This is a genomic window from Qipengyuania sp., assembly GCF_048550555.1.
Taxonomy (GTDB): Bacteria; Pseudomonadota; Alphaproteobacteria; order Sphingomonadales; family Sphingomonadaceae; genus Qipengyuania.
The window spans coordinates 27,459-52,928 of sequence record NZ_JBLYYF010000018.1 but is presented as its reverse complement, the minus strand read 5'-3'; the positions used below and the strand labels follow the sequence as shown (position 1 = coordinate 52,928).

Genomic DNA, 25,470 nt, shown 5'->3' with positions numbered 1-25,470 from the left:
GGGCATGGGCGGCAAATACGTTACGGAAACGCTTCGCGCAGAGGCCGGCGGCCTGGCCCGCGCGGTCGCAATTCTACGCGAGGGCGGCCTTGTCGCGGTGCCGACCGAGACCGTCTATGGCCTCGCCGCACGCGCGGACAGCGATACGGCGGTCGCGGGGATATATGCAGCGAAGGGTAGGCCGAGTTTCAATCCGCTGATCGTCCACGTCGCGTCGTTCGAGCAGGCTCATGCGCTCGCCGAGTTCACGCCGGAAGCCGAGCGGTTGGCCGAGGAACACTGGCCCGGGCCGCTGACGCTGGTGCTCCCGCGTCGCCACGATGCCGGACTGGCGGCTGCCGTGACCGCGGGTCTCGACACCCTAGCACTGCGCATGCCCGCGCATCCGGTGATGCAGCGCCTGCTGAAAGAGGTCGGCCTGCCGCTCGCGGCGCCCTCGGCCAATCGCAGCGGCTTCATCAGCCCGACCACGCCCGCGCATGTGCTGGCCTCGCTCGATGGGCGAATCGATGCAGTGCTCGATGGCGGCGAATGCGAGCGCGGTCTCGAATCGACGATCGCCGCAGTCCGCGCCGACGGTTCGGTCGAAGTGCTGCGCCCCGGCCCCATCGCGCTTGAGGCGGAGGCAGGCGAGCGCAGGCGGATCGAAGCCCCCGGCCAGCTCGCCAGCCATTACGCGCCGGGCAAGCCGGTGCGGCTGAATGCGACGCAAGTTGCGCCAGACGACTTCATGATCGGCTTCGGCGCGGTCGGGGGGGACTGTACCCTATCGGCCCGCGGCGATCTCGCCGAGGCCGCGGCGCGGCTCTATGCCTGCCTCCACGAGGGGGCCCGCTCGGACAAGCCGCGCATCGCGGTGGCGCCCGTCCCGGAGCAGGGTATCGGCATCGCGATCAACGACCGGCTGCGCCGGGCCGCGACCCCGCCCGACTAATCGCCTTCGGGCGCGACCGGGATCGAGGGGATGATCTGCTGCATCTCGGCATAGGTATCGCGCGCCTCGTCGCAGGCGCGCCGGCTGCCGTCCTCGCAGTCGTCGAGCTGCTTCTGGTACTGCCGCTCGAGCTTGGCGAGGCGCTCCTCGCGCCGACGGATCTCGCGCCCGCGCTTCTCGTCCGCTTCGGACTGGCTGGTGGTGGCGAGGTCGACGCCCTTGCTGACGACTTTCACCGGCGCCGTGGCGACATCGACGACGGTCTTGGCGAGGCAACCGGGCAGCATCACGGCGGAAGGCAGCAGGATCAAAAGAGCTAGGCGACGCATGACGAAATCCTTTCGCCGCGCCGCCTAGCCGAAAACCGGTGAGCCGTCGATGAACTCAGGCGTCGGGTGCTTCGGGCGCCTCGGGCGCCGGCGGGGCGATGGGGGCTGCCGGAGCCTCGGAGGCCTTGCTTGCGCTGGTCACTTCGCGGCAGTTGAGCTTGCCCGAGCCCATCGCGCTGACGGTACAGTTGGCGCGGCCGTTCACGGTGATCGAGCCCGATCCCATGATGCTGGCGTCGACCTTGCCGTCGGAGGTGAACTCGGCATTACCCGAGCCGGCAACCGAAATGTCGGCGCCGCCGACCTCGAGCCCGGCCATGTCCGCTTTGCCCGAGCCGGCGATGGTCAGGTCGAGCGTTTCGACCTTCCCGCTGGCGGCGAAATCGCCCGACCCGGCGATGGTCAGATCGAGCGAGGTGGCGTCGATCTTGGCGACCCTGGCCTTGCCCGACCCGGCGATGGTGACATCGGCCTTGCCGGTCATCGATTCGGCCTCGATATCGCCCGAACCGGCCAGGACCATGGCGGTAAGGCTGGGCATGGTGACGCGGATGGTTGCGCGACCCTTGTCCTTCCAGCTGTTCTTCTCGCGGCTGATGCCGAGCGAACCGTCGTCGAGCGAGAAGCGCAGCGCATCGACCGCCGCGTCATCGCCCGAGACCGAGATGTCGAGCGCCGCACCTTCGCGGACGATGACCGTGTCGGGGCCGGCGAGCACCAGTTCGGTGGGGGCCGGTCCGCTGGTATCGAGTTCGGCCAGCGGCACGCCGTCGCTGTCGCCGATCTGGATGTTCAAGCCATCGCATCCGGTGACGAGTGCGGCGCCGGCCAGCACGGCCAGGGGCGCGAGGCCCTTGAATAAACGGTGGATCATCGCAGTGGTATTCCTCTCGCAGCGGCAGTCCGTATTGCTGATATAATACAGCGCGCGACGATCATCAAGCCGGAGGATGCGGATCGACCGGCGAGCCTGGCCCGCCGATCGACCCGAGGCTGCCGTTCGTAGAACTCAGCGCGAGCAGGTGAGGCGGCCCGAACCCATCCGGGTCTGCGAACAATCGGTGGTCCCCGTCACCACCGCACCGCCGCTACCGACGATGCTCGCGGAGACCCGCCCGTCGGCGCGGAAGCGCGCGTCGCCCGAGCCTGCGATCGAGACGCTCGCGCGTCCCACGCGCAGGTTGCGGCCGTCGATATCGCCGCTGCCCGCTATGGTGATCTTGCCGTCATCGGCCTGTCCCGCGATGCGCAGATCGCCCGAGCCTGCGATGGTCGCCTTGAGTTCCGATGCCTGAACGCGGCTCACGTCGATCGTGCCCGAGCCGGCGACGGTCGCGCCGATCTCGGAGCCGTTCATTGCGTCGACCGAAAGACTGCCCGAACCGGCAAGGACGACGTCCTCGACCGCGGGTGCGACGATCTCGATGCGGGCGGTGCCTTCGATCCGGTCGTGGCGATGACGCCGCCCGACGGTGATCTTGCCGTCCTCGACGAGGAAGCGCAGCTCGGCGAGCACTTCCGCGCTGCCGCTCGCGCGGATCTGCCAACTGTCGCCGCGCGTCACGGTGACGTTGTCGGCGCCCGCGAGAATGACCGAATCGAAGCGGCCGGTGCGGGCCCAATCCTGCGAGATGGGTTGCCCGTCGTCGAGCTTGGAGCGCCATTTCTCGTGCGCGAGTGCGGAACCGGCGGGCAGGGCGACAATCGTGGCGAGGCCGAGCGAGGCGGCGGCAAGAATGCGAAACATGGACGTTCTCCCGAATGGTGGAGGCATAGGTCTCACCATCGGCAGGCAAAGTCGAGGACGCTCGTCGACAACTGTAATCGTTTGATGGAATCGACGGTCGCTGACCGTGCAAACGAAAAGGGGGCGCCTTGCGGCACCCCCCTCATGCGTCCGGGTTGCGAAGCGCTTACGCGTCTTCGGTGTTCTCGTAATACTGCGGCGCGTGTTCGCGCAGCACGTCGAGGATCTTTTCCAGCGCAGTCGCCTCGTCGGTCTTCTCCATCGCCGCGAGTTCACGGGCGAGACGGCTCGAGGCCGCTTCGAAGATCTGGCGCTCCGAATAGGACTGTTCGGGCTGGTCGTCGGGGCGGAACAGGTCGCGCGTGACTTCCGCGATCAGGACGATCTCGCCCGAGTTGATCTTGGCTTCGTATTCCTGCGCGCGACGGCTCCACATGGTCCGCTTGACCTTGGGCTTGCCTTTCAGCGTCTCCATCGCCTCCTTCAGGGTCTTGTCGCTCGACAGCTTGCGCATGCCGATCGATTCGACCTTGTTGACCGGAACGCGCAGCGTCATGCGTTCCTTTTCGAAGCGGAGGACATAAAGATCGAGCTGCATGCCGGCGATTTCCTCGCTCTGGAGCTCGATGACACGGCCAACACCGTGCTTGGGGTAAACAACGTAGTCGCCAACGTCGAAGGCATCAGCCTTGCTTGCCATGCAATCTATCCTTTCGTCCGGGCTCGACCGGAGGGACAGCAGCGTCGTCGAAACCTTGGCCGCAATCCCGCTCGGGGGAGTGCGGTCTGGTACCGGTTGTGACGTTGCTGGTGGCCTGCCCTTTCAATTCTCACACCTGGCCGGGAGCAAACCGGCGCAGTTGTTGCATTATATAGCACAGCCGCAAGAAAATTGCGAATCGCAATTGAATGGGCCGGAGGCTGCAGGCGAGCGGTCCGTGACGGCCGCCCCGGATCAGTCGCCCTCGCCGGGGTCGGGCGAGAAGTACTTGTCGAACTTGTCTTCTTCGTCCTTGTGCTCGTCGGCGTCGGCCGGCGGCTCCTTCGACTGGGTAATGTTGGGCCATTCGGCGCTGAACTTGGTGTTCAGCTCGAGCCACTTCTCCAGTCCGTCCTCAGTGTCGGGAAGAATCGCCTCCGCGGGGCATTCGGGTTCGCATACGCCGCAGTCGATGCACTCGCTGGGATTGATGACCAGCATGTTGTCGCCTTCGTAGAAGCAATCGACCGGACAGACCTCGACGCAGTCGGTGTACTTGCACTTGATGCAGGCCTCGGTGACGACATAGGTCATGGGTAGCGTAATCCCTAGAAATGGTTCCCTGATCCGCGCTGCTAGGGCGGATTATCCGTTGGGGTCAAGCTCCCGGTAACAGGCCTGCGCTTCGCGCGGTGGCCCGCGCCTTTCGGGAAGCGTGATGATTTCGATCAGCCGGACCCTTTCGCCGAGCGGGAGAGTGAGGATGTCGCCCGCGCCGATGTCGCGCGAACAGCGCGTCACGCGCTCGCCATTGCGGCGGATATGCCCCTCTTCGACCAGCCTGTGCGCCGCGCTGCGCGTCCGCACGAAGCGCAGGTAGCACAGCAGCCGGTCGATCCTCACCGCGCGCGGTCCATCAGCGCACCAGGCCGGCGAGCGCGGCGAAGGCGTTGCCTTCGCGCGGCTGCGCGGGCTTCTGCCGCTCCTGCTTGCGCCGCGCGGGGCGCCATTCCCAGCTATCGGGGCGCGGCGGGCCGAATTGCCCCTCCGTCAGCGGGCGAGCCTTCTGCACGCGGAAGCCGGCATTGCCGAGCAGGCGCGCGATATTGCCTTCGTCGAGCCCGATCGAGATCGGCAGCGCATAGTCGAGCACGAATTTGCGCCTGCGGTCCTTGCCCTGCGCCTTGGCGCGGACCTCGTGCGCGGCGCGCAGGATCTTCTCGGCGAGATCGATGCGGATCGCCTGGCTGCCCGCATGGCGATAGCCCGAGGGCAGCTTCTTCGCATCGGCGATGACCGGCAGCATCGCGTCCTGCAGCGGGCGCCGGTCGATCCCCAGCGCATGGAGCAGCTGGCGCGGCGCGGGCTTGAGCAGCGCGGGCGCGAAGATGTCGAGCGCGCCGAAAGTCACGCCGATCTTGCGCAGGAAGGGGCGCATCTCCTTGGGCAGGTGCTCGATCCCCGCCTGCTCGCGGGTGACGTAGCCATGCCCGGCGATGAGGTTGAGCAGCAGCGCGCGCGCCTGCGACCCGGCCTCGGGATTGCCCGCCGCGTGATGCAGCTTTTCGAGCGCATCGAGCGGCTCGAGCGTCTTCGCCAGCCAGGCCTCCAGCGCGGCGACGAGCTTGGTCCGCGCGCCCTCGGGCAGGGCGGCGACTTCGCGCGTCGGCTTGATCAGCGGCACCACGCTGCCGGGGCGGGGCTCAAGCTGTGCCAACTCCTGCCCGTTCCAGCGGATCGCGCCGCGCGCCAGCTCGACGCCGTCCATGTCCGATGCCGCCAGCGCCTCGGCCTTTTCGCCGAGCAGCCTAGGCAGCGCCTTCTCCGCCGCAGCGAGCAGCATGCGCCGGTCCTCGTGGCGGGCGGAGGGATCGACCGCGAAGCGCAACCCCTCGACATGGCCGAGCACTTCGCCCTCGACGCTCACTTCGCCCGCATCGTTCAGTTCAATCGGCAACATGCCTGCATCCTGTCCCAGCGACTTCATCAGGATCGCCGTCCTCCGGTTTACGAATCTCTCGGTCAGCCGCGCATGGAGCGCGTCCGACAATTTGGCCTCGACCCCGCGCGCCCGCGCGGCCATCTCGTCGCGCGCCAGCACCCAGTCGGGCCGCTGGCAGATATAGGCCCAGCTGCGAATCGCCGCGATGCGACCCTGCAGCGTATCGATGTCCCCGGCCATGTTGTCGAGTTCGCTGATCCGCGCCGCGACATAGTCGGCCCCGATATGGCCCTGCGCGAGATCCTGCCACAGCCGTGCGACGAAGCGGGCATGGACGTCGGGCCCCCGCTGGCGGAAGTCGGGGAGCGAACAGGCCTCCCAGAAGCGCCGCACCATGCCCGGCCCGCGGACCTGCGCGGCCATGGGCTCGTCGGCCAGTCGCTTGAGCGTGGCGAGGTCGATCGCCTCGGGCGCAAGCCGCAGCGCAGGGTCTTCCGGCGGGGCCTCGAGGTCGGCGATCAGCACGCCGAGCGAATCGTAACGCGGTTCGGGCTCGCGCCAGAAGAGGTGGGTCAGCGGGGCGAAACGGTGTTCCTCGATCGCATAGACCTCTTCATCGGTGAATTCGGGCGCGGCGCCGTGCTTGCTGGTGCCCGCCAGCGTGCCGAAGGTGCCATCGCGCTGGTGACGCCCCGCGCGTCCCGCGATCTGCGCCATTTCGGCGGGCAGGAGGCGGCGCATGCGCACGCCGTCGAATTTGCCGAGCCCGGCGAAGGCGACGTGATTGACGTCGAGGTTCAACCCCATGCCGATGGCATCGGTGGCGACGATGTAGTCGACCTCGCCATTCTGGAACAAGGCGACCTGCTTGTTGCGCGTCTCGGGGCTCAGCGCGCCCATCACCACCGCCGCGCCGCCACGGAAGCGCCGCAGCATCTCGGCCACGGCGTAGACCTGCTCGGCGCTGAAGGCGACGATCGCGCTGCGCGGAGGCAGGCGCGACAGTTTGCGCGGCCCGATGTGCGTTAGGGTGGAAAAGCGCGGTCGGTCCGAAATCTCCGCCTCGGGCACCAATTGCCGTACCAACGGCTCGAGCGTCGCCGCGCCCAGCAGCATGGTCTCCTCGCGCCCGCGCGTGTTCAGCAGACGGTCGGTGAAGATGTGCCCGCGCTCGCGGTCGGCGGCGAGCTGCGCCTCGTCGAGCGCGACGAAGGCGGCATGGGCGCCGTCGCGCGGCATCGCTTCCACCGTGCAGCAGCGATAGCGCGCATTCGGAGGCTCGATCCGCTCCTCGCCGGTAATAAGCGCGACCGCATCGTCGCCCTTGATCGCGCGCACCCGGTCGTAGACCTCGCGCGCGAGCAGGCGCAGCGGGAAGCCCATGCAGCCGCTCGAATGCGCGGCCATGCGCTCGATCGCCAGATGCGTCTTGCCGGTATTGGTGGGTCCGAGGACCGCCTTGATTGCGCTACCCTGCACCCCCCCTAGGTGGCAGCGGCAGGGGCCAAGGGCAACCACCCGGCGCCCCGTTCCCTCGATTCGCCGCAATCGCGACTCGGACCGCCGCAAGTTAAGCGGGCCTTTACTTTGTTTTGGCAAGCGGAACGGGCAAAGGACCCTGCAGGAAGGGTCGAGGCCGCCATTTATCGCAGCGAGCGGCCGGAAAGAAGGGACAGCGCAGGTGTACAGGTCCCCAGCGGACATGGACGATACCCACGGGCACGAAGCCACCGGCGGACAGGGTCAGGCCCCCGCTTCGCTTGCGCATGACCAGATCGTCCAGCCGCCGCGCCAGCCCGCATTTTCCTGGGCCACCATGCGCGACCAGCTGTCGGGCCGGATCGCCGCGCTCGACCTCGCGCCCGATCTCGGCAGCGAGATCGGCAGCAAGCGCTGGATGCGCGGGCTCGGGACCTTCGTCGGGCTGAGCGCCGCGGCGATCGCCTTCTGGCCCAGCTTCGCCCCGCTCGAGGCCGCACCCCCGGCGCATGTCGACGATGCCGTGCGCGACGAATACCGCAGCCAGATGATCCTCCCGCTTGCGCTGGGCGCCGACAGCGGCCGTCACATGGGCGCCACCGCGCTGGTCGAACCGCTCGCTGCCGCGCCCGAACGGCCGACGCTGGAGACGGTCCTCACGATGGGCCGCGGCGACACCTTCGAACGCCTGCTGCGCCGTGCCGGTGTCGGTCGCGACGACAGCCTGCGTGTCACCGAACTCGTCGGCGGCGCAATGAACCTGTCCGACCTCGGCCCGGGCACGAGCTTCGACATCACTCTCGGCCGGCGTCCCGCACCGGGGGCGCCGCGCCCGCTCGAGACGATCGCCTTCCGCGCCCGCTTCGATCTTGAGCTGGCGGTCGAACGACCGGGCGAAGGCACCGACCTCGCGCTGACCAAGCATGTCATTCGCGTCGACGAGACCCCGCTGCGCATTCGCGGCACCGTCGGCGACAGCCTTTATCGCTCGGCGCGCGCCGCCGGGGCGCCGGCAAGCGCGGTCCAGGCCTATCTCAAGACGCTCGGCCAATATGTGAATCTCGACCGCGACGTCCGCTCTGACGACACTTTCGATTTCATCGTCGCCCATCGCCGCGCCGCCACCGGCGAGCGCCAGGCGGGGCAATTGCTCTACGCCGGGCTCGAGCGGGCGGAAAAGCCGCGCGTCCAGCTGATGCGCTGGGGCAAGGAAGGCGAATTCTACGAGGCGTCTGGCGTCGGCGAACAGCGCGGCGGATTGATGGCCCCGGTCCCGGGCCGCATGACCTCGCGCTTCGGAATGCGGCGCCACCCGATCCTGGGCTATCGCCGGATGCATTCGGGGCTCGATTTCAAGGCCAGCTACGGCACGCCGATCGTCGCTGTGACCGACGGACGCGTCACCGGCGCGGGTCGCATGGGCGGCTGCGGCAATGCGGTGCGGCTGCACCACGACGGCGGGATCGACACGCGCTATTGCCACATGAGCCGGATCGCGGTGAACCGCGGGCAGAGCGTCCGGCGCGGGCAGGTGATCGGCTATGTCGGCTCGACCGGCCTCTCCACCGGGGCGCACCTCCATTACGAAATGTACCGCAGCGGTCGCGCGATCGACCCGTCGAGCGTCCAGTATGTCAGCAGGGCGCAGCTGGCCGGCGCCGAACTGCGGCGCTTCAAGGATGCGCTGGCGCGGATCAAGACGGTCGAGCCGGGCGCCGCGCTCGCCGCGCTCGAACAGACTTCGGCCGAAGTCGCCGCGAGCGAACCGGCGCGCGAGATCGACCGGCTCTCGCCGCCCAAGAAGGGCTGAGATTGCGCCGCGCGCGCGCTTGCGGCACAGCGTCGCCATGACCAATTCAAACTATCCCGCCACCCGCCTGCGCCGCACCCGTGCGAGCGGCTGGAGCCGCGCCATGCACCGCGAAACCGTGCTGACCCCCACTGATCTGATCTGGCCGCTGTTCGTGACCGACGGCACGGGGGTCGAGGAACCGGTGGCGAGCCTGCCCGGCGTGTCGCGCTGGTCGGTCGACGGCATCGCCAAGCGCGCGAAGGAAGCGGTCGATCTGGGCATTCCCTGCATTGCGCTGTTCCCGAACACCCAGGCGGACAAGCGCAGCGACGATGGCGCCGAAGCGCTCAATCCCGACAACCTCATGTGCCGCGCGATCAAGGCGGTCCGTGACGCTTGCGGCAGCGACATCGGCATCCTCACCGATGTCGCGCTCGACCCCTATACCAGCCACGGGCAGGACGGGCTGCTCGACGATACGGGCTATGTCCTCAACGACGATACCGTCGCCGTGCTGGTCGACCAGGCGGTCAACCAGGCCGATGCGGGTGCGGACATCATCGCCCCGTCGGACATGATGGACGGGCGAGTGAAGGCGATCCGCATGGCGCTGGAGATGAACCAGCACCCCAATGTCCAGATCATGGCCTATTCGGCCAAATACGCCTCCGCCTTTTACGGCCCCTTCCGCGATGCGGTGGGGTCGGGCGGCCTGCTCAAGGGCGACAAGAAGAGCTACCAGATGGACCCGGCAAACGGCGACGAGGCGATGCGCGAAATCGCGCTCGACATCGCCGAGGGCGCCGACAGCGTGATGGTCAAGCCGGGGCTCGCCTATCTCGACATCATCTGGCGCGCCAAGCAGCAGTTCCACGTTCCCGTCTTCGCCTATCAGGTGAGCGGCGAATACGCGCTGATCGAGGCGGGTGCGGCGGCGGGATTGGGCGATCGGGATGCGCTGCTGATGGAAAAACTGCTCGCCTTCAAGCGCGCCGGCTGCAGCGGCGTGCTGACCTATCACGCCCCGCGCGCGGCGCAGCTGCTGAATGGGTGAGTTCCGGCTGGAGACCGAAAGGCTGATCCTGCGCGACTGGCGCGGCGATGCCGACTGGGCGGAGTTCTTCCATGGCACCAACACGCCGGCAGTCATGGAATGGCTCGGCGGCGTGCTCGACGCGGAGGGGCGGACAAAGCAGCGCGCGCGGGTCGAAGCCTGCGCCGCGCGCAATGGCTTCTGCTTCTGGACGATGGAGCGCAAGCGGGACGGCGCGCTGCTCGGCTTCTGCGGCCTCAAGCGTGCCGATGCGCCGGGATCGAGCGTCCCCGGGGCGATGGAGGTCGGGTGGCGCATGCGCGAGGATGCCTGGGGGCAAGGCTATGCGAAGGAGGCGGCGCTGGCCGCGCTCGCGACGGCATTCGAACGCTTTGGCGCCGGGGAAGTCGTGGCGCTCACGGTCGAAGGCAATGCGGCGAGCTGGGGGCTGATGAAGCGGCTCGGCATGCGGCGGCGCGAAGATCTCGACTATCCAGACGAGCGATACGATCACCCCTGGCGTGACACGGTGGTCTATTCGATCGACCGCGAAGAATGGAAGAAAGCGCATGGCTGACATCATTGCCGAAACCGAGCGGCTGGTGCTGCGCACGATCGACGAGGGCGATGCCGCCGAGCAGGACCGGCTGCTCAACACGCCGTCGGTGATGGCGCGTCTTGGCGGCGTCAAGGAACTCCACGAGATCGAGGCCAAGCACGCCAAGTCGCGGGCGCTCTATGCACGCGAGGGCTTCAGCTTTCTCTTCATGATCGAGAAGGCCACGGGCGAAATGGTCGGCCATTGCGGAATCAAGCGGGTCGACAACCCGCAGGCGAAGAATGTCGGCGATCACGAGGTCGGCTGGCTGGTGCGCGAAGACCGCTGGCGCCGCGGCTATGCCGAGGAGGCGATGCGCGCGGTGTTCGATTGGGCCTTCACCCGCGTGGGTGCACCGCATGTCGTGGCGTTGACCAGCGAAGGCAATGTCGGCAGCTGGAAACTGATGGAAAAGCTCGGCATGGTCCGGCGCGAGGATCTCGATTTCGACGATCCAGGCTATCCGCCGGAAGACAATCCGACGATCCTGTATTCGCTTTCAAGAGACCAATGGGCAAGAGACCAACGGGAGAGCACACGATGACCGCGAGCCGCGCCCCCAAATCCCGACCGGGTGTCACCCTCATTCCGATCCACGGCCACACGCCGAAGATCCACGACAGCGCCTTTATCGCACCCGGCTGCACGATCATCGGCAATGTCGAGATCGGGGCCGACAGCTCGGTATGGTACAATTGCGTACTGCGCGCCGATGTCAGCCGCATCGTCATCGGCGAGCGATCGAACATCCAGGACGGCACCGTCTGCCATTGCGATCCCGAACGACCGGGCGATCCCGACGGTTCGCCGCTGATCATCGGCGACGACGTGCTGATCGGCCACATGGCCATGGTCCACGGCTGCACGATCGAGGATCGCGGCTTCGTCGGCCTCGGAGCGATCGCGATGAACAAGGCGGTGATCGGGTCGGACGCCATGCTCGCCGCGGGCGCCATGCTCACCGAGGGCAAGGTCATGGGTGCGCGCGAGCTGTGGGGCGGGCGCCCGGCACGCAAGATGCGCGATCTCGACGCCGCCGCGATCGCCGGCATGCGCATGGGCGTCGCACATTACGCCGAAAACGCGAAGCAGCACGCGGCCGCCGTCGACGCCGCGACGGGTCATGGCGCGGCCCAGGGCTGACCTTCCCGATCCAGCCGGCTTGAAGGCGCTCGTCATGGATGGGCAGCTACGCGTGCGCGTAACTCCCGGGGCCCGCAGCGAGAGTATCGCCATCGAGGACGGCAGCGTGTTGGTGAAGGTGCGGGCAAGGCCTACCGATGGCGCCGCCAATGCAGCGGTGGAGGCACTCGTGGCACGCGCCCTTGGCGTGGCGACGTCACGCTGTCGGATTGTGCGCGGCGCGACTTCTCGCGACAAGGTGCTGGCGATTGCGGTCTAGCGAGCGGTCGCCGGTAGCCTGCGCGCCCGCAGCCAGAGCAGCGCCGCTCCCGCTGCCGCCAGCCACAGCGACAGGGCGGGAATGTGGATCGCCACCAGTGCCCCGCCGAGCGCACCGACCAGCAGGCTCGCCCAGAGCCCGGCGAACAGCCAGGGACGGGCGGCGACGTCGCCCCGCAGCCGGTCGGCGATCAGCTGTCCGGTCCGGACCAGCGCGCCGGTCATGTAGGTGAGGCCGACCGGGCTTTCGCGGCGATTGCCGCTCATCACCGTATTGGTCGCGCCCATGGCCATGACCAGCAGGCCCAGCGCGAGCTCCGCTGCGCCGAGCGCGCGCGCCGCTGCGGCCAGGACAAGCCCGCCAAGCACCAGTTCCATCACCCTGCGCTTGCGCTGCTTGGCCGCACCGTCGCCCGCCAGCGTGCCGATCGTCACCCCGATCACGAATCCCGCCAGCAATAGCGCGGGCACCAGCATGCGCGGATTGCCGCTCGCCAGATCGTGTGCGAGCAGGGTCGTATTCCCGGTCATGAAAGAGACGAAATAGCCCTTGAGCTGGAAGTAACCGGTCACGTCGACATAGCCGGCCAGGGCGGCGACCGCATAAGCGAAATTCCGCTGGCTCGGCGTGAAGCGCTGCATGCCGGGCTATCGCAGCGACCGGGTCATGGCGGCCCTAGCCCTCCGGCGCGCGGGCATACCGCGCCATGTGCCCGACGAAATCGCCCTTGCCGAGATCGAGCCCCTTATGGCGCAGCAGCGCGTAGGCCATCGTGGTGTGGAAGTAGAAGTTGGGCAGCATCCAGTCGCGGATATACTCGCGCGCGTTCATGACGAAGCGCATGCCGTTCGGCAAGGTCATGTCGATCTCGGCCTCGGGATCGGCCCAGCTGGCGGGCGGCACCACGGCCAGCCCCTCGCGCACCGCGTGCAGCCGGTCGCGGACATCCGCGAGCGAGGTGTAGGCCTCTTCATCGAGCGGCAGTTCTTCGGGCCCTACGCGACCGAGCGCGAGCCAGACCTGGTTGATCGCTACCCGGAACTGCGTTTCGAGCGGGTACATGTCCTCGGCCAGTTTCGCATCGAGGACGGCATCGTCCATTCCGCCGGCTTCGGCCTTGTCGAGCAGGCGTTCGAGCGTGCCGAGCATGTCGGTGAAGGTGGTCGTCGTGTCGTCGGCATAGCTCATCGGCAATCTCCATGGAGGATGCCGACCGTGTCTAGTGCGTAGCCGACGCGGTTCAATCCCTGATCAGCGCCCGCAGCGTCTCGATCCGGTCGGCCTCGTGCGGCGGCTTGTCCCAGCGGACGCGGTGGATACGCGGGAAGCGCATGGCGAGCCCCGATTTGTGGCGCTTGCTTTCATGGACGCTGTCGAAGGCGACCTCGAAGACGAGGCTTTTGTCGGTCTCGCGCACCGGGCCGAAGCGGTTGACCGTGTTCTGGCGGACGTGCCGGTCGAGTTTCTTCAGCTCCTCGTCGGTAAAGCCCGAATAGGCCTTGCCCACCGGCAACAACTCGGCACCGGCGTCGGGATCGCCGTCCCAGCACCCGAAAGTGTAGTCGGAGAAGAAGCTCGAGCGCTTGCCGCTGCCGCGCTGGGCATACATCAACACGCAGTCGATCAGCAGCGGGTCGCGCTTCCACTTGTACCAGTAACCGACGCGCCGCCCGGCGATATAGGGGCTGTCGCGGCGCTTGAGCATCAGCCCCTCGATCGCATCGTCGCGCGCACCCTCGCGGATTGCGGCGAGCTGGTCGAAATCCTGCGCCTCGACCAGCTGGCTGAGGTCGAAATGCGATTCGGGAATGCGCGCCATCAGCGCCTCGAGCCGTGCGCGGCGCTCGGTCCAGGGGAGACCGCGCAGATCCTCGCCTTCGAGCAGGAGCGCGTCGTAGAGCCGGACGAAAGCAGGAAACTCGACGAGCATCTTCTTGCTCACCGTCTTGCGCCCGAGCCGCTGCTGCAGCGCATTGAAGCTCGCCGCGCCGCCCGCTTCGCCCCCCTGGTGCGCGCCGCGCACGAGCAGTTCGCCGTCGAGCACGGCGGGGAAGGGCAGGACGTCGAGCAGTTCGGGGAAGGTCGCCGAAATATCATCGCCCGAGCGCGAATAGACGCGGGTCTCCTCGCCCGCGCGGACGAGCTGGACGCGGATACCGTCCCATTTCCATTCGGCCGCGTAATCGGCGAGATCGACCACCGTCTCTTCCAGCGGATGGGCGAGCATGAAGGGGCGGAAGGTCGGCAGGTTCTCGATGTCCGGCGGCGCCTCGCCCCGCGCGGCCCAGGCGAACAGCGGATCATAGGGCGCATCGAGCCCGTGCCAGTACTCCTCGACCTCCTCGACCGATACGTCGAAGGCCTGCGCGAAGGCGGTCTTGGCCAGACGGCTGGAAACGCCGATCCGCATGCCCCCGGTGGCCAGCTTGAGCAGCGCATAACGACCCGAGGGATCGAGGCGGTCGAGCAGGCGCGGTAGCTCGGTCAGCACGCTTTTGCGATTCATGCCGCCAAGCTGGTCTACCGCCTCGCTCACCGTCGGCGGCGAGGGCGAATCGTCGGGCGCGGGCCACAGGAGGCTGGCGGTCTCCGCCGTGTCGCCGACGAAGTCGCGGCTCAGCGTCCAGAGTACCGGGTCGATCCGGTCCTTGAGCAAATTGCGGATGGTCGAGCTCTTCACCGCCGGGAAGTCGAGCCCGTCGGCGAGCGCGGCGAGGGCCCAGCCGCGGTCGGGATCGGGCGTCGCGCGCAGATACTCCGCGATCAACCGCAGCTTCTCATTCCGGCTGCGCGTATAGACCAGCGCGTCGATCAGGGCGGCGAATTCCTCCACCGCTCAGTCGTCCTCGTCTTCATAGCCGACCAGCGCCAGCGCACGGGCGCGGCGCTGGTGGAGCTGGCACCAGCGCAGCAACGCATCCTCGCGGCCATGCGTGATCCAGTTTTCCTCGGCGCCGACTTCCTCGATCGTCCGCGTCAGCTCGCCCCAGTCGGCATGGTCGGAAATCACCAGCGGCAGCTCGACATTGCGCTGGCGCGCGCGCTGACGGATGCGCATCCAGCCGCTTGCCATGGCGGTGATCGGCTCGGGCAGGCGGCGCGACCAGCGATCGTTGAGCGCGGAGGGCGGACAGACCACGATCGAGCCGCGCATGGCGTCCTTCGAATGATCGGCCACCAGCCGCAATTCGCCGAGATCGACCCCGTGCTCTTCGTAGAGCCGGCACATCTTCTCCATCGCCCCATGGAGGTAGATCGGCGCGGCGTGCCCGGCGCGGCGCAGTTCGGCGATCACGCGCTGCGCCTTGCCCAATGCATAGGCCCCGACGAGCACGCAGCGTTCGGGATGCGCGGCGAGCCGATCGAGCAGCTTCGCCATCTCCTCTTGGATCGGCGGATGGCAGAAGACCGGCAGGCCGAAGGTCGCCTCGGTGATGAAGACGTCGCAGGGGGTGACTGCGAAGGGCGGGCAGGTGGGGTCGTGACGTCGCTTGTAGTCCCCGGTCACGACGACGCGCTCCCCGGCATGTTCGAGCAGGATCTGCGCGCTGCCGAGGACATGGCCTGCCGGGATGTAGGTGGCATCGACTTCGCCCGGCAGGCGGATCGTCTCGCCGTACCGGACCGGGGTGGCGCCGTCGGAAGTCGCGTAACGCAACTTCATGATCGCCAGTGTCTCGGGAGTGGCGACGGTCTGCCCGTGCCCGCCGCGCGCATGGTCGGCATGGCCATGCGTGACCAGCGCCCTGTCGACCGCGCGGCTGGGATCGACCCAGCAATCGGCGGGCACCACATGGATGCCGTGCGGCTCGGGGCGGATCCAGGAAAAGGGGGCTGCGGCCATCCCCGACTCAAACGAAAAGGGCGCCGACCGTTCCCGGTGGCGCCCCTTCAAATGTCGGCGTCGATCAGTTCTGGCCGCTGTCGCTGCCCTCGCTCGCATCGGCCTCGGGCTTCTTGGACGCGGACTTCTTCGCCGGAGCCTTCTTCTTGGCCGCGGGCTTCTTGCGCTTGGCGCCGCCGGAGGGCGGGGCCGGGGTCAGCTCGAAGCTCGGCTTGTCGTCCTTCATCGTCACCGAGACCTCGCCGCCATCGGCGAGCTTGCCGAACAGCAGTTCCTCGGCCAGCGGCTGCTTGATCTTTTCCTGGATCAGGCGGCCCATCGGACGGGCGCCATAGAGTCGGTCGTAGCCCTTGTCGGCGAGCCAAGCGCGGCTTTCCTTGTCGAACTGGATATCGACATTCTGTTCGGCCAGCTGGAGTTCGAGCTGGAGGATGAACTTGTCGACCACGCGCGCGACGGTGTCCTTGCCGAGATAGCCGAAGGGCACCACCGCATCGAGGCGGTTGCGGAATTCGGGGGTGAACATGCGCTTCACCGCTTCCTCGCTGGCGTCTTCCTTGCTCACGTCGCCGAAGCCGATGCCCTGGCGCGTCATGTCGGCGGCACCGGCATTGGTGGTCATGATCAGCACGACGTTGCGGAAGTCGACCGTCTTGCCGTGGTGGTCGGTCAGGCGGCCGTTATCCATCACCTGCAGCAGGATGTTGAACAGGTCCGGGTGCGCCTTCTCGATCTCGTCGAGCAGCAGCACGCAATGCGGGTTCTGGTCGACCGCATCGGTCAGCAGCCCGCCCTGGTCGTAACCGACATAGCCCGGAGGCGCGCCGATCAGGCGGCTGACGCTGTGGCGCTCCATGTATTCGGACATGTCGAAGCGCTTCAATTCGATGCCCATGATGCTGGCCAACTGGCGCGCGACCTCGGTCTTGCCGACGCCGGTCGGGCCGCTGAACAGGAACGAGCCGATCGGCTTGTCCGGATCGCGCAGGCCCGCGCGGCTGAGCTTCATCGCGGTCGACAGCTTCTTCACCGCGGCGTCCTGGCCGAAGACGACATGCTTCAGGTCGCGTTCGAGGTTTTCGAGCGCCTTCTTATCGTCCTTGCTCACCGATTTGGGCGGGATGCGCGCCATGGTGGCAATGACCGCCTCGATTTCCTTGGCGGTGATCTTCTTCTTGCGCCGGCTCGGCGGGACCAGCATCTGCATCGCGCCGACCTCGTCGATCACGTCGATCGCCTTGTCGGGCAGCTTGCGGTCGTTGATGTAGCGCGCCGAGAGTTCGACCGCGGTCTTGAGCGCATCGACCGTGTAGGTGACCTTGTGATGATCCTGGAAGGCGGTCTTGAGGCCCTTGAGGATCTTGATCGTATCCTCGATCGTCGGCTCGTTCACGTCGATCTTCTGGAACCGGCGCAGCAGCGCGCGATCCTTTTCGAAGTGATTGCGGAATTCCTTGTAGGTGGTCGAGCCGATGCAGCGGATGGCGCCGCTCGACAACGCCGGCTTGAGGAGGTTCGAGGCGTCCATCGCCCCGCCGCTGGTCGCGCCGGCGCCGATCACGGTGTGGATCTCGTCGATGAACAGGATCGCCTCGGGCATGCCCTCGAGTTCGTTGACGACCTGCTTGAGCCGTTCCTCGAAATCGCCGCGATAGCGCGTGCCCGCGAGCAGCGCGCCCATGTCGAGCGAGTAGATCACCGCATCCTGCAACACTTCGGGCACCTCGCCCTCGACGATCTTGCGTGCAAGGCCTTCGGCGATCGCGGTCTTGCCGACGCCCGGATCGCCGACATAGAGCGGGTTGTTCTTGCTCCGGCGGCAGAGGATCTGGATCGTGCGGTCGACTTCGGGACCGCGGCCGATCAGCGGATCGATCCGCCCGTCCTCGGCCTTCTTGTTGAGATTGACCGTGAACTGGTCGAGCGCGGTTTCCTTCTTGCCCTTCTCGGCAACCTTTTCGTCGCCCTGCGCTTCGGCTTCTTCGGCGCCTTGGGGTGACCGGCTCTCGATCTGCTTGCCGCCCTTGCCGATGCCGTGGCTGATGAAGCTCACCGCATCGAGCCGGCTCATGTCCTGCTGTTGCAGGAAATAGACCGCATAGCTGTCGCGTTCGGAGAACAGCGCCACCAGCACATTGGCGCCGGTCACGGTGTCCTTGCCGCTCGACTGGACATGCAGGATCGCGCGCTGGATCACGCGCTGGAACCCGGCGGTCGGCTGCGGGTCGGCGCTGTCGTCCGACTGCAGCGACTGGTATTCCTGCTCGAGATACTGCTTCACCACCGCGGTCAGCTCGGTCAGGTCGACGCCGCAGGCGTTCAGCACCTGCGCCGCGTCCTCGTCGTCGATCAGCGCCAGCAGCAAGTGCTCCAGCGTCGCATATTCGTGCCGACGCTCGCCCGCATCGCTGAGGGCGGCGTGGAGGGTCTTCTCGAGATTGGCGGCGAAGCTGGGCATGCAGGGGTCTTTCTCAAACAGACTCGCGCGGGGCGAACAGGGGACAGACTATGGGCCGAAGGTTAGCCAATGCTGTATCTACGCTAGATAGGGATATGCAGGGTGGATTTTCAGCCCCCCGCCGCACCAACTATTCCTTTCGTCCGAACAAGGCCTCGGCCGCATCGCGTTGCGCGGCGGCCATCAGGCGGTGCTTCTCCACCCGCGCGATCTCGGTTTCGAGCAGGGCGATGCGTGCCTCGAGCTCGTCCTGCGAATAGGGGGCGAGGTCCTCGGTCGCGAGCTGGCTCGCGGCATCGCCTCGCGGGCGCGGACGGGCTTCGTCATCCATCGGCGGCAATGTCGCAAGTATGGGCGGTTGCTGTCAACGGGGCTGCGGGTTATTGCACCGCCTTCGTGGCCATGGCGCCACGGCGACACGGACAACGGGGACGGGCGTGGCAGCAGATTTGCCTGAGACGATGACGGCGGTGGGGTTCGAGAAACCGGGCGGGCCCGAAGTGCTCCGCCCGCAGGAGATGCCGCTTCCGACGCCCGGCGCCAACCAGGTGCTGATCCGCGTCGCCTATGCCGGGGTCAACCGGCCCGACGTGATCCAGAGACAGGGCTTCTATCCGCCGCCGCCCGGCGCCTCTCCCATTCCCGGCCTCGAGGTCGCGGGCACGGTGGTGGCCGTCGGCGAGGGCGCGGCGCCCGAAATGCTCAACCGCCGCGTCTGCGCGCTGGTTTCGGGCGGTGGCTATGCCGAATACTGCCTCGCCCATTCGGCGCATTGCCTGACGATTCCCGAGACCATGCCGCTCGACGTTGCGGCGGCGATTCCCGAAACGCTGTTCACCGTGTGGCACAATGTCTTCGAGCGCGGCTGGGCGCGCGAGGGCGACCGGCTGCTGGTGCATGGCGGCACCAGCGGGATCGGGACCATGGCAATCCAGCTTGCCAAGGCCTTCGAGCTCACGGTGATCGCGACCGCGGGCAGCGAGGACAAATGCCAGGCGATCCGCGATCTCGGCGCGGATCTCGCGATCAACTACAAGACGCAGGATTTCGTCGAGGAGGTGAAGGCCTTCACCGGCGGGGAAGGGGTCGACATCGTGCTCGACATGGTCTCGGGCGATTACGTCGCGCGCAATATCGAATGCCTCGCCGACGACGGCCGTCATGTGACGATCGCCGTGCTCGGCGGGCTCAAGGCCGAGATCAACATGGCGACCGTGATGCGCAAGCGCCTGTCGCTGACCGGCTCGACGCTGCGCCCGCGCTCGGACGAGTTCAAGGCGCTGCTGGCCGACGAGATCCACAATTACGCCTGGCCGCTGTTCAGCGACGGCAGCGTTGCCCCGGTGATGGACCGGACCTTCGCCCTCGCCGATGCGGCGGCGGCGCATGCGCGGATGGAAGGCGGCGAGCACATCGGCAAGATCGTCCTCGAGGTCGCGGGTGGCTGACCCGATCCTCCACGAGGATCCGCGCAGCGGCAATTGCTACAAGATCAAGCTGACCGCCGCGCTGCTCGGCATCGACATCGAGACGCGCCAGTACGATATCCTCGCGGGCGAGACGCGGACGCCGGAATTCCTCGCCACGGTCAATGCCAACGGCCGCATCCCCGTGCTGCAGATCGGCGAGCGTTTCCTGCCCGAGAGCAATGCCGCCTGCTGGTATCTGGCCGAAGGCAGCGCGCTGGTGCCGCGCGACCGCTTCGATCAGGCGGACATGCTGCGCTGGATGTTCTTCGAGCAATACAGCCACGAGCCCAACATCGCGACGCTGCGGTTCTGGCTGCGCTTCGTAGGCGAGGCCAATCTCTCGCCGCAGCAGAAGGCGCAGATGATGGCCAAGCGCATCGCCGGCTGCGAGGCGCTGACGCTGATGGATCGTCATCTCGCGAGGCGCGACTGGTTCGTCGGCGACGGCGTCACGCTCGCCGATATCGCGCTCTTCGCCTATACCCACGTGGCGGAGGAAGGCGGCTTCGGCCTCGACGACTATCCTGCGGTCGGGGCCTGGCTCGACCGCCTGCGCGGCCGGCCCGGCTTCGTGGCGATGGACTGACGCGCAAGTGACGCAATGTCGCCGTTTCGCAACGACAATGTGAATCCCCTGTAACAATCATGCGCCATGGCAGACCCGACGTTGAACGGGGGTCGGCCCATGAACGATTTGCCCAGACATTTCGATGCCGCTCACAAGGTGGCGAATTTTCCTTCGATCAAACCGAGCGTGCCCGAGCGCGTGATCGGCGAGCGGCGCCGATTCCGCACCATCTGGATCAGCGACGTGCATCTCGGCACCAAGGGCTGCAATCACGAGCTGCTGATCGATTTCCTCGACCATACCGACAGCGAGACGATGTATCTCGTCGGCGATATCATCGACGGCTGGCGGCTGAAGAAGAAGTTCTACTGGCCCGCCGAACACAACGACATCGTCTGGCGCATACTCAAACGCGCCAGGCGCGGTACGCGGATCGTCTATATCCCGGGCAATCACGACGAGATGGTGCGGCCCTTTGCGGGGATGGATTTCGGGGGCGTCGAGATCCTGCGCGCGGCGTTCCACGAGACCGCCGACGGGCGGCGGCTGATGGTGCTGCACGGCGACGAGTTCGACACCATCATGCTGGCGCACCGCTGGCTCGCCTTCGTCGGCGACGCGCTCTATCACGTGATGATGAAGCTCAACAATTGGGTGGCGCGCGTGCGCACTGCGCTCGGCCTGCCCTATTGGTCGCTGTCGAAGGCCGCGAAGCACAAGGTCAAGAACGCGGTCGAGTTCATCTCCAAATACGAGGAGGTGGTTGCCCGCGCGGCTGGCGAGCGTGGCGTCGACGGCGTGGTCTGCGGCCATATCCACACCGCCGAATTTCGCAGCTTCACCCACGACGGGAAAGAGGTCGAATACTGGAACGACGGCGACTGGGTCGAGGGCTGCAACGCGCTGGTCGAACATTTCGACGGGACGATGGAAATCCTCAACTGGCCCGAGGAAGTCGCGCGGCGCGAGATCCGCGCCGATGACGTCAAGACTGCAGTGCCGGAGGCCGCGTGACCGGGGTTCCGCAACGGATCGCCATAGTCACCGACGCCTGGCTACCGCAGATGAACGGGGTGGTGCGCACGCTGACCACGACCTGCGAGCAGTTGCGCGAACAGGGGCGCGAGGTTCTGGTGATCTCGCCCGACCAGTTCGCCTCGCTGCCGTGCCCGACCTATCCCGAGATCCGCCTCGCGCTGGCGCGACCCGGCCGGGGCGCGCGGCGGCTGCGCGACTTTTCGCCCGAAGCGATCCACATCGCCACCGAGGGGCCGCTGGGGATGACCGCGCGGCGCTATTGCGCGAAGCATGCGATCCATTTCACCACCGCCTATCACACGCAGTTTCCCGACTATCTCGCACAGCGTTCGCACCTCCCGGCCGAATGGTTCTGGCGCTACATCCGCTGGTTCCATAGCCCGGCGCAGCGCGTGCTCGTCGCCACCGAGAGCATCAGCGAGGAATTGCGCGCGCACGGGTTGACGCGTCTCCACCGCTGGAGCCGTGGCGTCGATCTGTCCTGCTTCACCCCCGACGCGCCGCCGCCGCCCGAATTCGCCGACCTGCCGCGGCCGATCCAGCTCTACGTCGGGCGGGTCGCGGTCGAAAAGAACATCGAGGCCTTTCTCGAAGGCAAGTATCCCGGCAGCAAGGTGGTGGTCGGCGACGGACCCGCGCTCGCGGCGCTGCAGGCGAAGTTTCCCAAGGTGCGCTTCCTTGGACGCAAGTCGGGTCGCGACCTCGCGGGCTGCTACGCCGGGGCCGACGTCTTCGTCTTCCCCAGCCGCACCGATACCTTCGGCCTCGTGATGATCGAGGCGCTCGCCTGCGGGACGCCCGTCGCCGCCTATCCGGTGGCCGGCCCGCGCGACATCGTGACCGATGACGTGGGGGCGCTGTGCGAGAACATAGATAGGGCGATCGACGTCGCGCTGATGTGCGATTCTGCCGCATGTGCTGCCTATGCGGCGGGGTTCACCTGGGCCGCGGCGACCGGCCAGTTCCTCAGCGGCCTTGCCGCTTTCGATGCGGATGTGCTGCCCGAAGCCTGAGGCTTTCGCTTGCCGAATCCCGCCATTCCGCCTACATCGGCAGGATAACGGCCGTCCCGCGAGGGGCGGCCCTTCTATTTTCGGATACGAGAAAAGGCATTTCCATGGCCGACCAACCCAAACCGCTGATGCCGCATGCGACCGCCACCTGGCTGGTCGACAACACCGGCCTGTCGTTCGAGCAGATTGCCGAATTCTGCGGTCTTCACATCCTCGAAGTGCAGGCGATGGCCGACGATCTCGCGGGCAGCAAGTATACCGGCCGCGATCCGGTGCATTCGGGCGAGCTGACGCAGGCCGAGATCGAGAAGGGCCAGGCCGATTCCGAGTACCGGCTCAAGATGCAGCGCGCGCCGGTCGCGGTCAGCCGCACCAAGGGTCCGCGCTACACGCCGGTCTCGAAGCGCCAGGACAAGCCCGACGGCATCGCTTGGATCCTGCGCAACCACCCGGAAATTTCAGACGCGCAGATCGGCAAGCTGATCGGCACCACGCGCAACACGATCACCGCGATCCGCGAGCGCAGCCACTGGAACATCCAGAACATCCAGCCCAAGGATCCGGTGACGCTGGGCCTGTGTTCGCAGCGCGAACTCGACGCGGTGGTGGCCAAGGCCGCCAAGAACCTACCGGTCAGCGAAGAGGGCGAGGACGCCCCGGTCGCCGCCAGCGGCACGAGCGATCGCGATAAGCTGATCGAGGAACTGCGTGCCGAGCGGGACGCCAATGAAAAGGCCGCCGCCGAAGCCGCACAGGAGGCCGAAGCCGCCGCCTGGCTCGAAGCCAAGCGCGCTGCGGAAGAAGCCGGCGAGACCGGAGCGACCGACGAAGGCTGAGCGGTCCGAGGAACGAGACATTTTCGGGGCGGGGGAAGCAGGGGCTTCTCCCGCCTTTTTGCTTGCGTTTCAGCGATAAAGGGCCAAGTCTATTGACATGGATGTAAGCAGGCTGCCGAACCACCACCCGGTGCCGTGGGACACGCATTTCGAGGCGATGGCGCTGGGCGAAATGCTCGCGCGAACCGCCCGCCGGACGCCCGCCGCCCCGCTGCTGCAATTTCTCGGGCGGACCTATTGCTACGCCGAAATTCTGCGCGAGGCTCAGGCCTTCGCCCATGCGCTCATGGCGCGCGGAATAGCGCCGGGCGATCGCGTCGGCCTCTTCCTGCCCAATGTGCCCAGCTATGTCGCCGCCTATTACGGGGCGACGATGGCCGGCGCGGTGGTGGTCAATTTCTCGCCGCTCTATTCGGTGGAGGAACTTGCGCACCAGGTCGGCGATTCGGGCACGCGCCTGCTGGTGACGGTCGATGTGCCCGAACTCTACGCGACCGCCGAGAAGGTGTTGCACGGCTCCGCGCTCGAAACGCTCGTCGTCAGCTCGCTCGCGCAGATGCTCCCGCGGCTCAAGGGCCTCGCCCTGCGGCTTTTCGCGCGCAGCAAGGTCGCCAAGGTGGCCTTTTCCGATTCAATCATCGGCTGGCGCGATTTGCTCGTTGAGGTCAACTGGGGGCTGTTTCTCGAGGGAAAGCTGCCAGATCTTCCATCGATCGACCCGCACTCGCTGGCGCTCCTGCAATATACCGGCGGCACCACGGGGACTCCCAAGGGCGCGATGCTCACCCATGCCAACCTGTCGATCAACGCGCAGCAGACCGCCGGGCTCAATCCCTTCGGCAATCCCGCGAGCGAGGTCTTGATGGGCGCGCTGCCCTTCTTCCATGTCTTCGCCAACACCACCCTGCTCAACCACGCGGTGATGACGGGGGCCTCGATCGCGATGGTCCCGCGGTTCGAGACGAAGCAGGTCCTGCAGACGATCGAGAAATACGGTTCCACCGGCTTCCCCGGTGTGCCGACCATGTTCCAGGCGCTGCTCGACCATCCCGATCTCGCGAAGACCGATCTCTCGACGCTCAAGGTGTGCATCTCGGGCGGCGCGCCGCTGCCCGGCCCGCTGCGGGAGAAGTTCGAGGCGGCGACCGGCGTGCGGCTGGTCGAGGGCTACGGGCTGACCGAAAGCTCGGGCGTGGTCTCGGCCAATCCCTATCAGGGCATGCGCAAACCTGGCACCATCGGCCAGGTCGTGGCCCGCACCGAGGTGCTACTGCTCGACAAGGAGGATCCGTCGGTCATCGTCCCTGACGGTGTTCCGGGCGAGCTCGCGCTCCACGGTCCGCAGATGATGCAGGGCTACTGGAACCGGCCCGAGGCGACGAAGGAGGTCTTCGTCGAGCATCACGGCAAGCGCTGGCTGCGCACCGGCGACGTCGCCACGCTGGACGAAGACGGCTTTCTGGAGATCGTCGACCGGATCAAGGACATGATCGCGGTCGGCGGCTTCAAGGTTTTTCCGAGCCAGGTAGAGGACGTGCTGCTCGACCATCCGGCGGTCAAGGAAGCGCTCGTGATCGGCCGTCCCGACGCCTATCACGGCGAAATTCCCGTGGCCTATGTCACGCTGAATGCAGGAAGTGCGGCCACCGGCGACGAGCTCAAGGCCTGGCTCAACACCCGCGTCGGCAAGCACGAGCGGGCGGGGGACGTCGTGATCCGCAGCGAACTGCCCAAGACGATGATCGGCAAGCTCGACCGCAAGGCGCTGCGCGCCGAGCTGCAGGACTGAAACGCGAAGCTCGCACCCGGTCTCGTGACCGGCACGCAAATGAAAAGGCCGCCGGCACCTGGGTGCGGGCGGCCTTTCTCACCTCACATACTGCCGCAGGCTGCTCAGCCGGCTACGGTGAGCTCCGGCTTCGCCGTGGTGCTCGCGGCCGCCTTGGGCTTGGCGTCGCGATGGGCGAAGCGACCCTCGACCTGCGCACCCTGTTCGATCGTCAGCGCGTCGTAGAACACGTCGCCCGTGATCTTGGCGCTCTTGAGGATCACCAGTTCGCGCGCGGTGATCGACCCTTCGACGGTGCCGGCGAGACGGGCGCTTTCGGCCTTGATCGCGCCCTTCACGCTGCTGGTTTCTCCCTGGACGAGCGAGGAACAGGCGATGTCGCCCTCGACGTTGCCATCGATATGCAGGTCGGCCGAAGCCACGATGTCGCCGGTGATCGAAAGATCCGAACCGAGCACGGAAAAGGTCGAATTGCTCTTGCTGGCCATACGATCGCGTC

The 25,470-nt window shown here is 66.9% G+C and carries 27 protein-coding genes; 13 read left to right on the top strand and 14 right to left on the bottom strand.

Going from position 1 to position 25,470, the window contains the following annotated elements; translation table 11 throughout:
• Window positions 1–4 precede the first annotated feature (4 nt).
• Entirely contained in the window at window positions 5–934 is a 930-nt protein-coding gene (locus ACN4E0_RS04235; protein ID WP_419565921.1) for an L-threonylcarbamoyladenylate synthase, read from the top strand.
• On the opposite strand, the gene ACN4E0_RS04230 is transcribed toward ACN4E0_RS04235, so the two are convergent.
• The 7 genes from ACN4E0_RS04230 to ACN4E0_RS04200 all read right to left on the bottom strand — a co-directional run bounded on the left by ACN4E0_RS04230 (window position 931) and on the right by ACN4E0_RS04200 (window position 7,059).
• Window positions 931–1,263 (bottom strand): hypothetical protein, encoded by a 333-nt coding sequence (locus ACN4E0_RS04230; protein WP_419565920.1) that lies wholly within the window; start codon window positions 1,261–1,263, stop codon window positions 931–933. The two genes, ACN4E0_RS04235 and ACN4E0_RS04230, sit on opposite strands and share 4 nt — an antisense overlap.
• A gap of 55 nt (window positions 1,264–1,318) precedes the next feature.
• Window positions 1,319–2,137 (bottom strand): head GIN domain-containing protein, encoded by an 819-nt coding sequence (locus ACN4E0_RS04225; protein ID WP_419565917.1) that lies wholly within the window; start codon window positions 2,135–2,137, stop codon window positions 1,319–1,321.
• Window positions 2,138–2,272: 135 nt separating this feature from the next.
• Window positions 2,273–3,010: a head GIN domain-containing protein gene (locus tag ACN4E0_RS04220; protein WP_419565915.1), complete on the bottom strand. Its 738-nt coding sequence runs from the start codon at window positions 3,008–3,010 to the stop codon at window positions 2,273–2,275.
• Window positions 3,011–3,176: 166 nt separating this feature from the next.
• A complete protein-coding gene (locus tag ACN4E0_RS04215; RefSeq protein WP_115415586.1) occupies window positions 3,177–3,710 on the bottom strand; it encodes a CarD family transcriptional regulator in 534 nt (177 codons plus the stop codon).
• Window positions 3,711–3,965: 255 nt separating this feature from the next.
• The gene (gene fdxA / locus ACN4E0_RS04210; RefSeq protein WP_221602298.1) at window positions 3,966–4,304 is read right to left on the bottom strand and encodes a ferredoxin FdxA; all 339 of its coding nucleotides are present in this window, start codon (window positions 4,302–4,304) and stop codon (window positions 3,966–3,968) included.
• Window positions 4,305–4,355: 51 nt separating this feature from the next.
• Window positions 4,356–4,613, bottom strand: a complete 258-nt coding sequence (locus tag ACN4E0_RS04205) for an RNA-binding S4 domain-containing protein (protein ID WP_221602295.1) — start codon at window positions 4,611–4,613, stop codon at window positions 4,356–4,358.
• 13 nt (window positions 4,614–4,626) lie between these two features.
• The gene (locus ACN4E0_RS04200) at window positions 4,627–7,059 is read right to left on the bottom strand and encodes a helicase-related protein (RefSeq protein WP_419566272.1); all 2,433 of its coding nucleotides are present in this window, start codon (window positions 7,057–7,059) and stop codon (window positions 4,627–4,629) included.
• Window positions 7,060–7,354: 295 nt separating this feature from the next.
• Here ACN4E0_RS04200 and ACN4E0_RS04195 point away from each other — a divergent pair, with 295 nt between their 5' ends.
• From ACN4E0_RS04195 to ACN4E0_RS04170, 6 genes are read left to right on the top strand one after another with little or no spacing between them, the layout of a single operon-like run.
• Window positions 7,355–8,941: a M23 family metallopeptidase gene (locus ACN4E0_RS04195; RefSeq protein ID WP_419565911.1), complete on the top strand. Its 1,587-nt coding sequence runs from the start codon at window positions 7,355–7,357 to the stop codon at window positions 8,939–8,941.
• A 37-nt stretch (window positions 8,942–8,978) separates the two neighbouring features.
• Complete coding sequence (gene hemB / locus ACN4E0_RS04190) at window positions 8,979–9,977, top strand: porphobilinogen synthase (RefSeq protein ID WP_419565908.1); 999 nt, start codon at window positions 8,979–8,981, stop codon at window positions 9,975–9,977.
• A complete protein-coding gene (locus tag ACN4E0_RS04185; RefSeq protein WP_419565906.1) occupies window positions 9,970–10,533 on the top strand; it encodes a GNAT family N-acetyltransferase in 564 nt (187 codons plus the stop codon). The genes hemB and ACN4E0_RS04185 overlap by 8 nt, the downstream gene beginning before the upstream one ends.
• Window positions 10,526–11,098: a GNAT family N-acetyltransferase gene (locus ACN4E0_RS04180; protein WP_419565904.1), complete on the top strand. Its 573-nt coding sequence runs from the start codon at window positions 10,526–10,528 to the stop codon at window positions 11,096–11,098. The genes ACN4E0_RS04185 and ACN4E0_RS04180 overlap by 8 nt, the downstream gene beginning before the upstream one ends.
• Entirely contained in the window at window positions 11,095–11,697 is a 603-nt protein-coding gene (locus ACN4E0_RS04175) for a gamma carbonic anhydrase family protein (protein ID WP_419565901.1), read from the top strand. The genes ACN4E0_RS04180 and ACN4E0_RS04175 overlap by 4 nt, the downstream gene beginning before the upstream one ends.
• Window positions 11,678–11,956: a DUF167 domain-containing protein gene (locus ACN4E0_RS04170; RefSeq protein WP_419565898.1), complete on the top strand. Its 279-nt coding sequence runs from the start codon at window positions 11,678–11,680 to the stop codon at window positions 11,954–11,956. Before ACN4E0_RS04175 ends, ACN4E0_RS04170 begins: the two co-directional genes overlap by 20 nt.
• Here ACN4E0_RS04170 and ACN4E0_RS04165 read toward each other — a convergent pair.
• The 6 genes from ACN4E0_RS04165 to ACN4E0_RS04140 all read right to left on the bottom strand — a co-directional run bounded on the left by ACN4E0_RS04165 (window position 11,953) and on the right by ACN4E0_RS04140 (window position 18,589).
• The gene (locus ACN4E0_RS04165) at window positions 11,953–12,597 is read right to left on the bottom strand and encodes a YoaK family protein (protein WP_419565896.1); all 645 of its coding nucleotides are present in this window, start codon (window positions 12,595–12,597) and stop codon (window positions 11,953–11,955) included. The genes ACN4E0_RS04170 and ACN4E0_RS04165 overlap by 4 nt on opposite strands.
• 34 nt (window positions 12,598–12,631) lie before the next feature.
• Window positions 12,632–13,144 (bottom strand): DUF1993 domain-containing protein, encoded by a 513-nt coding sequence (locus ACN4E0_RS04160; RefSeq protein WP_419565893.1) that lies wholly within the window; start codon window positions 13,142–13,144, stop codon window positions 12,632–12,634.
• Window positions 13,145–13,196: 52 nt separating this feature from the next.
• A complete protein-coding gene (locus ACN4E0_RS04155; protein WP_419565891.1) occupies window positions 13,197–14,789 on the bottom strand; it encodes a cisplatin damage response ATP-dependent DNA ligase in 1,593 nt (530 codons plus the stop codon).
• 3 nt (window positions 14,790–14,792) lie between these two features.
• Complete coding sequence (locus ACN4E0_RS04150) at window positions 14,793–15,800, bottom strand: ligase-associated DNA damage response exonuclease (protein WP_419565888.1); 1,008 nt, start codon at window positions 15,798–15,800, stop codon at window positions 14,793–14,795.
• 64 nt (window positions 15,801–15,864) lie between these two features.
• The gene (gene clpA, locus ACN4E0_RS04145) at window positions 15,865–18,258 is read right to left on the bottom strand and encodes an ATP-dependent Clp protease ATP-binding subunit ClpA (protein ID WP_419565885.1); all 2,394 of its coding nucleotides are present in this window, start codon (window positions 18,256–18,258) and stop codon (window positions 15,865–15,867) included.
• A gap of 130 nt (window positions 18,259–18,388) precedes the next feature.
• On the bottom strand, window positions 18,389–18,589 hold the full coding sequence (locus tag ACN4E0_RS04140) for a DUF1192 family protein (protein WP_419565883.1): 201 nt from the start codon (window positions 18,587–18,589) through the stop codon (window positions 18,389–18,391).
• Between the two features lie 106 nt (window positions 18,590–18,695).
• Between ACN4E0_RS04140 and ACN4E0_RS04135 the strand changes: the two genes are divergently transcribed.
• From ACN4E0_RS04135 to ACN4E0_RS04110, 6 genes are all read left to right on the top strand, one after another.
• A complete protein-coding gene (locus ACN4E0_RS04135; RefSeq protein ID WP_419565881.1) occupies window positions 18,696–19,706 on the top strand; it encodes an NAD(P)H-quinone oxidoreductase in 1,011 nt (336 codons plus the stop codon).
• Window positions 19,699–20,313 carry a glutathione S-transferase family protein gene (locus ACN4E0_RS04130; RefSeq protein ID WP_419565879.1) on the top strand — a complete coding sequence of 205 codons (615 nt, stop codon included), beginning with the start codon at window positions 19,699–19,701 and terminating at the stop codon, window positions 20,311–20,313. Before ACN4E0_RS04135 ends, ACN4E0_RS04130 begins: the two co-directional genes overlap by 8 nt.
• 99 nt (window positions 20,314–20,412) lie before the next feature.
• Entirely contained in the window at window positions 20,413–21,309 is an 897-nt protein-coding gene (locus ACN4E0_RS04125; RefSeq protein ID WP_419565877.1) for a UDP-2,3-diacylglucosamine diphosphatase, read from the top strand.
• A 50-nt stretch (window positions 21,310–21,359) separates the two neighbouring features.
• Complete coding sequence (locus tag ACN4E0_RS04120; RefSeq protein WP_419566270.1) at window positions 21,360–22,346, top strand: glycosyltransferase family 4 protein; 987 nt, start codon at window positions 21,360–21,362, stop codon at window positions 22,344–22,346.
• A gap of 104 nt (window positions 22,347–22,450) precedes the next feature.
• The gene (locus ACN4E0_RS04115) at window positions 22,451–23,182 is read left to right on the top strand and encodes a DUF1013 domain-containing protein (protein WP_419565875.1); all 732 of its coding nucleotides are present in this window, start codon (window positions 22,451–22,453) and stop codon (window positions 23,180–23,182) included.
• A gap of 97 nt (window positions 23,183–23,279) precedes the next feature.
• A complete protein-coding gene (locus tag ACN4E0_RS04110; protein ID WP_419565872.1) occupies window positions 23,280–24,971 on the top strand; it encodes a long-chain-fatty-acid--CoA ligase in 1,692 nt (563 codons plus the stop codon).
• A gap of 104 nt (window positions 24,972–25,075) precedes the next feature.
• On the opposite strand, the gene ACN4E0_RS04105 is transcribed toward ACN4E0_RS04110, so the two are convergent.
• The gene (locus tag ACN4E0_RS04105; protein WP_419565869.1) at window positions 25,076–25,459 is read right to left on the bottom strand and encodes a bactofilin family protein; all 384 of its coding nucleotides are present in this window, start codon (window positions 25,457–25,459) and stop codon (window positions 25,076–25,078) included.
• Window positions 25,460–25,470: the final 11 nt, after the last annotated feature.

What these genes read in the sequence shown, in the direction of transcription:
- ACN4E0_RS04175 (WP_419565901.1), top strand. Translation starts at nt 11,095, where the DNA reads ATGACCGCGAGCCGCGCCCCCAAATCCCGACCGGGTGTCACCCTCATT.
- ACN4E0_RS04165 (WP_419565896.1), bottom strand. Translation starts at nt 12,597, where the DNA reads ATGCAGCGCTTCACGCCGAGCCAGCGGAATTTCGCTTATGCGGTCGCC.
- hemB (WP_419565908.1), top strand. Translation starts at nt 8,979, where the DNA reads ATGACCAATTCAAACTATCCCGCCACCCGCCTGCGCCGCACCCGTGCG.
- ACN4E0_RS04200 (WP_419566272.1), bottom strand. Translation starts at nt 7,059, where the DNA reads ATGGCCGCGCATTCGAGCGGCTGCATGGGCTTCCCGCTGCGCCTGCTC.
- ACN4E0_RS04235 (WP_419565921.1), top strand. Translation starts at nt 5, where the DNA reads ATGGGCGGCAAATACGTTACGGAAACGCTTCGCGCAGAGGCCGGCGGC.
- ACN4E0_RS04225 (WP_419565917.1), bottom strand. Translation starts at nt 2,137, where the DNA reads ATGATCCACCGTTTATTCAAGGGCCTCGCGCCCCTGGCCGTGCTGGCC.
- ACN4E0_RS04230 (WP_419565920.1), bottom strand. Translation starts at nt 1,263, where the DNA reads ATGCGTCGCCTAGCTCTTTTGATCCTGCTGCCTTCCGCCGTGATGCTG.
- ACN4E0_RS04220 (WP_419565915.1), bottom strand. Translation starts at nt 3,010, where the DNA reads ATGTTTCGCATTCTTGCCGCCGCCTCGCTCGGCCTCGCCACGATTGTC.
- ACN4E0_RS04125 (WP_419565877.1), top strand. Translation starts at nt 20,413, where the DNA reads ATGAACGATTTGCCCAGACATTTCGATGCCGCTCACAAGGTGGCGAAT.
- ACN4E0_RS04160 (WP_419565893.1), bottom strand. Translation starts at nt 13,144, where the DNA reads ATGAGCTATGCCGACGACACGACGACCACCTTCACCGACATGCTCGGC.
- clpA (WP_419565885.1), bottom strand. Translation starts at nt 18,258, where the DNA reads ATGCCCAGCTTCGCCGCCAATCTCGAGAAGACCCTCCACGCCGCCCTC.
- ACN4E0_RS04150 (WP_419565888.1), bottom strand. Translation starts at nt 15,800, where the DNA reads ATGGCCGCAGCCCCCTTTTCCTGGATCCGCCCCGAGCCGCACGGCATC.
- fdxA (WP_221602298.1), bottom strand. Translation starts at nt 4,304, where the DNA reads ATGACCTATGTCGTCACCGAGGCCTGCATCAAGTGCAAGTACACCGAC.
- ACN4E0_RS04110 (WP_419565872.1), top strand. Translation starts at nt 23,280, where the DNA reads ATGGATGTAAGCAGGCTGCCGAACCACCACCCGGTGCCGTGGGACACG.
- ACN4E0_RS04185 (WP_419565906.1), top strand. Translation starts at nt 9,970, where the DNA reads ATGGGTGAGTTCCGGCTGGAGACCGAAAGGCTGATCCTGCGCGACTGG.
- ACN4E0_RS04120 (WP_419566270.1), top strand. Translation starts at nt 21,360, where the DNA reads ATGAACGGGGTGGTGCGCACGCTGACCACGACCTGCGAGCAGTTGCGC.
- ACN4E0_RS04115 (WP_419565875.1), top strand. Translation starts at nt 22,451, where the DNA reads ATGGCCGACCAACCCAAACCGCTGATGCCGCATGCGACCGCCACCTGG.
- ACN4E0_RS04215 (WP_115415586.1), bottom strand. Translation starts at nt 3,710, where the DNA reads ATGGCAAGCAAGGCTGATGCCTTCGACGTTGGCGACTACGTTGTTTAC.
- ACN4E0_RS04105 (WP_419565869.1), bottom strand. Translation starts at nt 25,459, where the DNA reads ATGGCCAGCAAGAGCAATTCGACCTTTTCCGTGCTCGGTTCGGATCTT.
- ACN4E0_RS04170 (WP_419565898.1), top strand. Translation starts at nt 11,678, where the DNA reads ATGGCGCGGCCCAGGGCTGACCTTCCCGATCCAGCCGGCTTGAAGGCG.
- ACN4E0_RS04180 (WP_419565904.1), top strand. Translation starts at nt 10,526, where the DNA reads ATGGCTGACATCATTGCCGAAACCGAGCGGCTGGTGCTGCGCACGATC.
- ACN4E0_RS04195 (WP_419565911.1), top strand. Translation starts at nt 7,355, where the DNA reads ATGGACGATACCCACGGGCACGAAGCCACCGGCGGACAGGGTCAGGCC.
- ACN4E0_RS04140 (WP_419565883.1), bottom strand. Translation starts at nt 18,589, where the DNA reads ATGGATGACGAAGCCCGTCCGCGCCCGCGAGGCGATGCCGCGAGCCAG.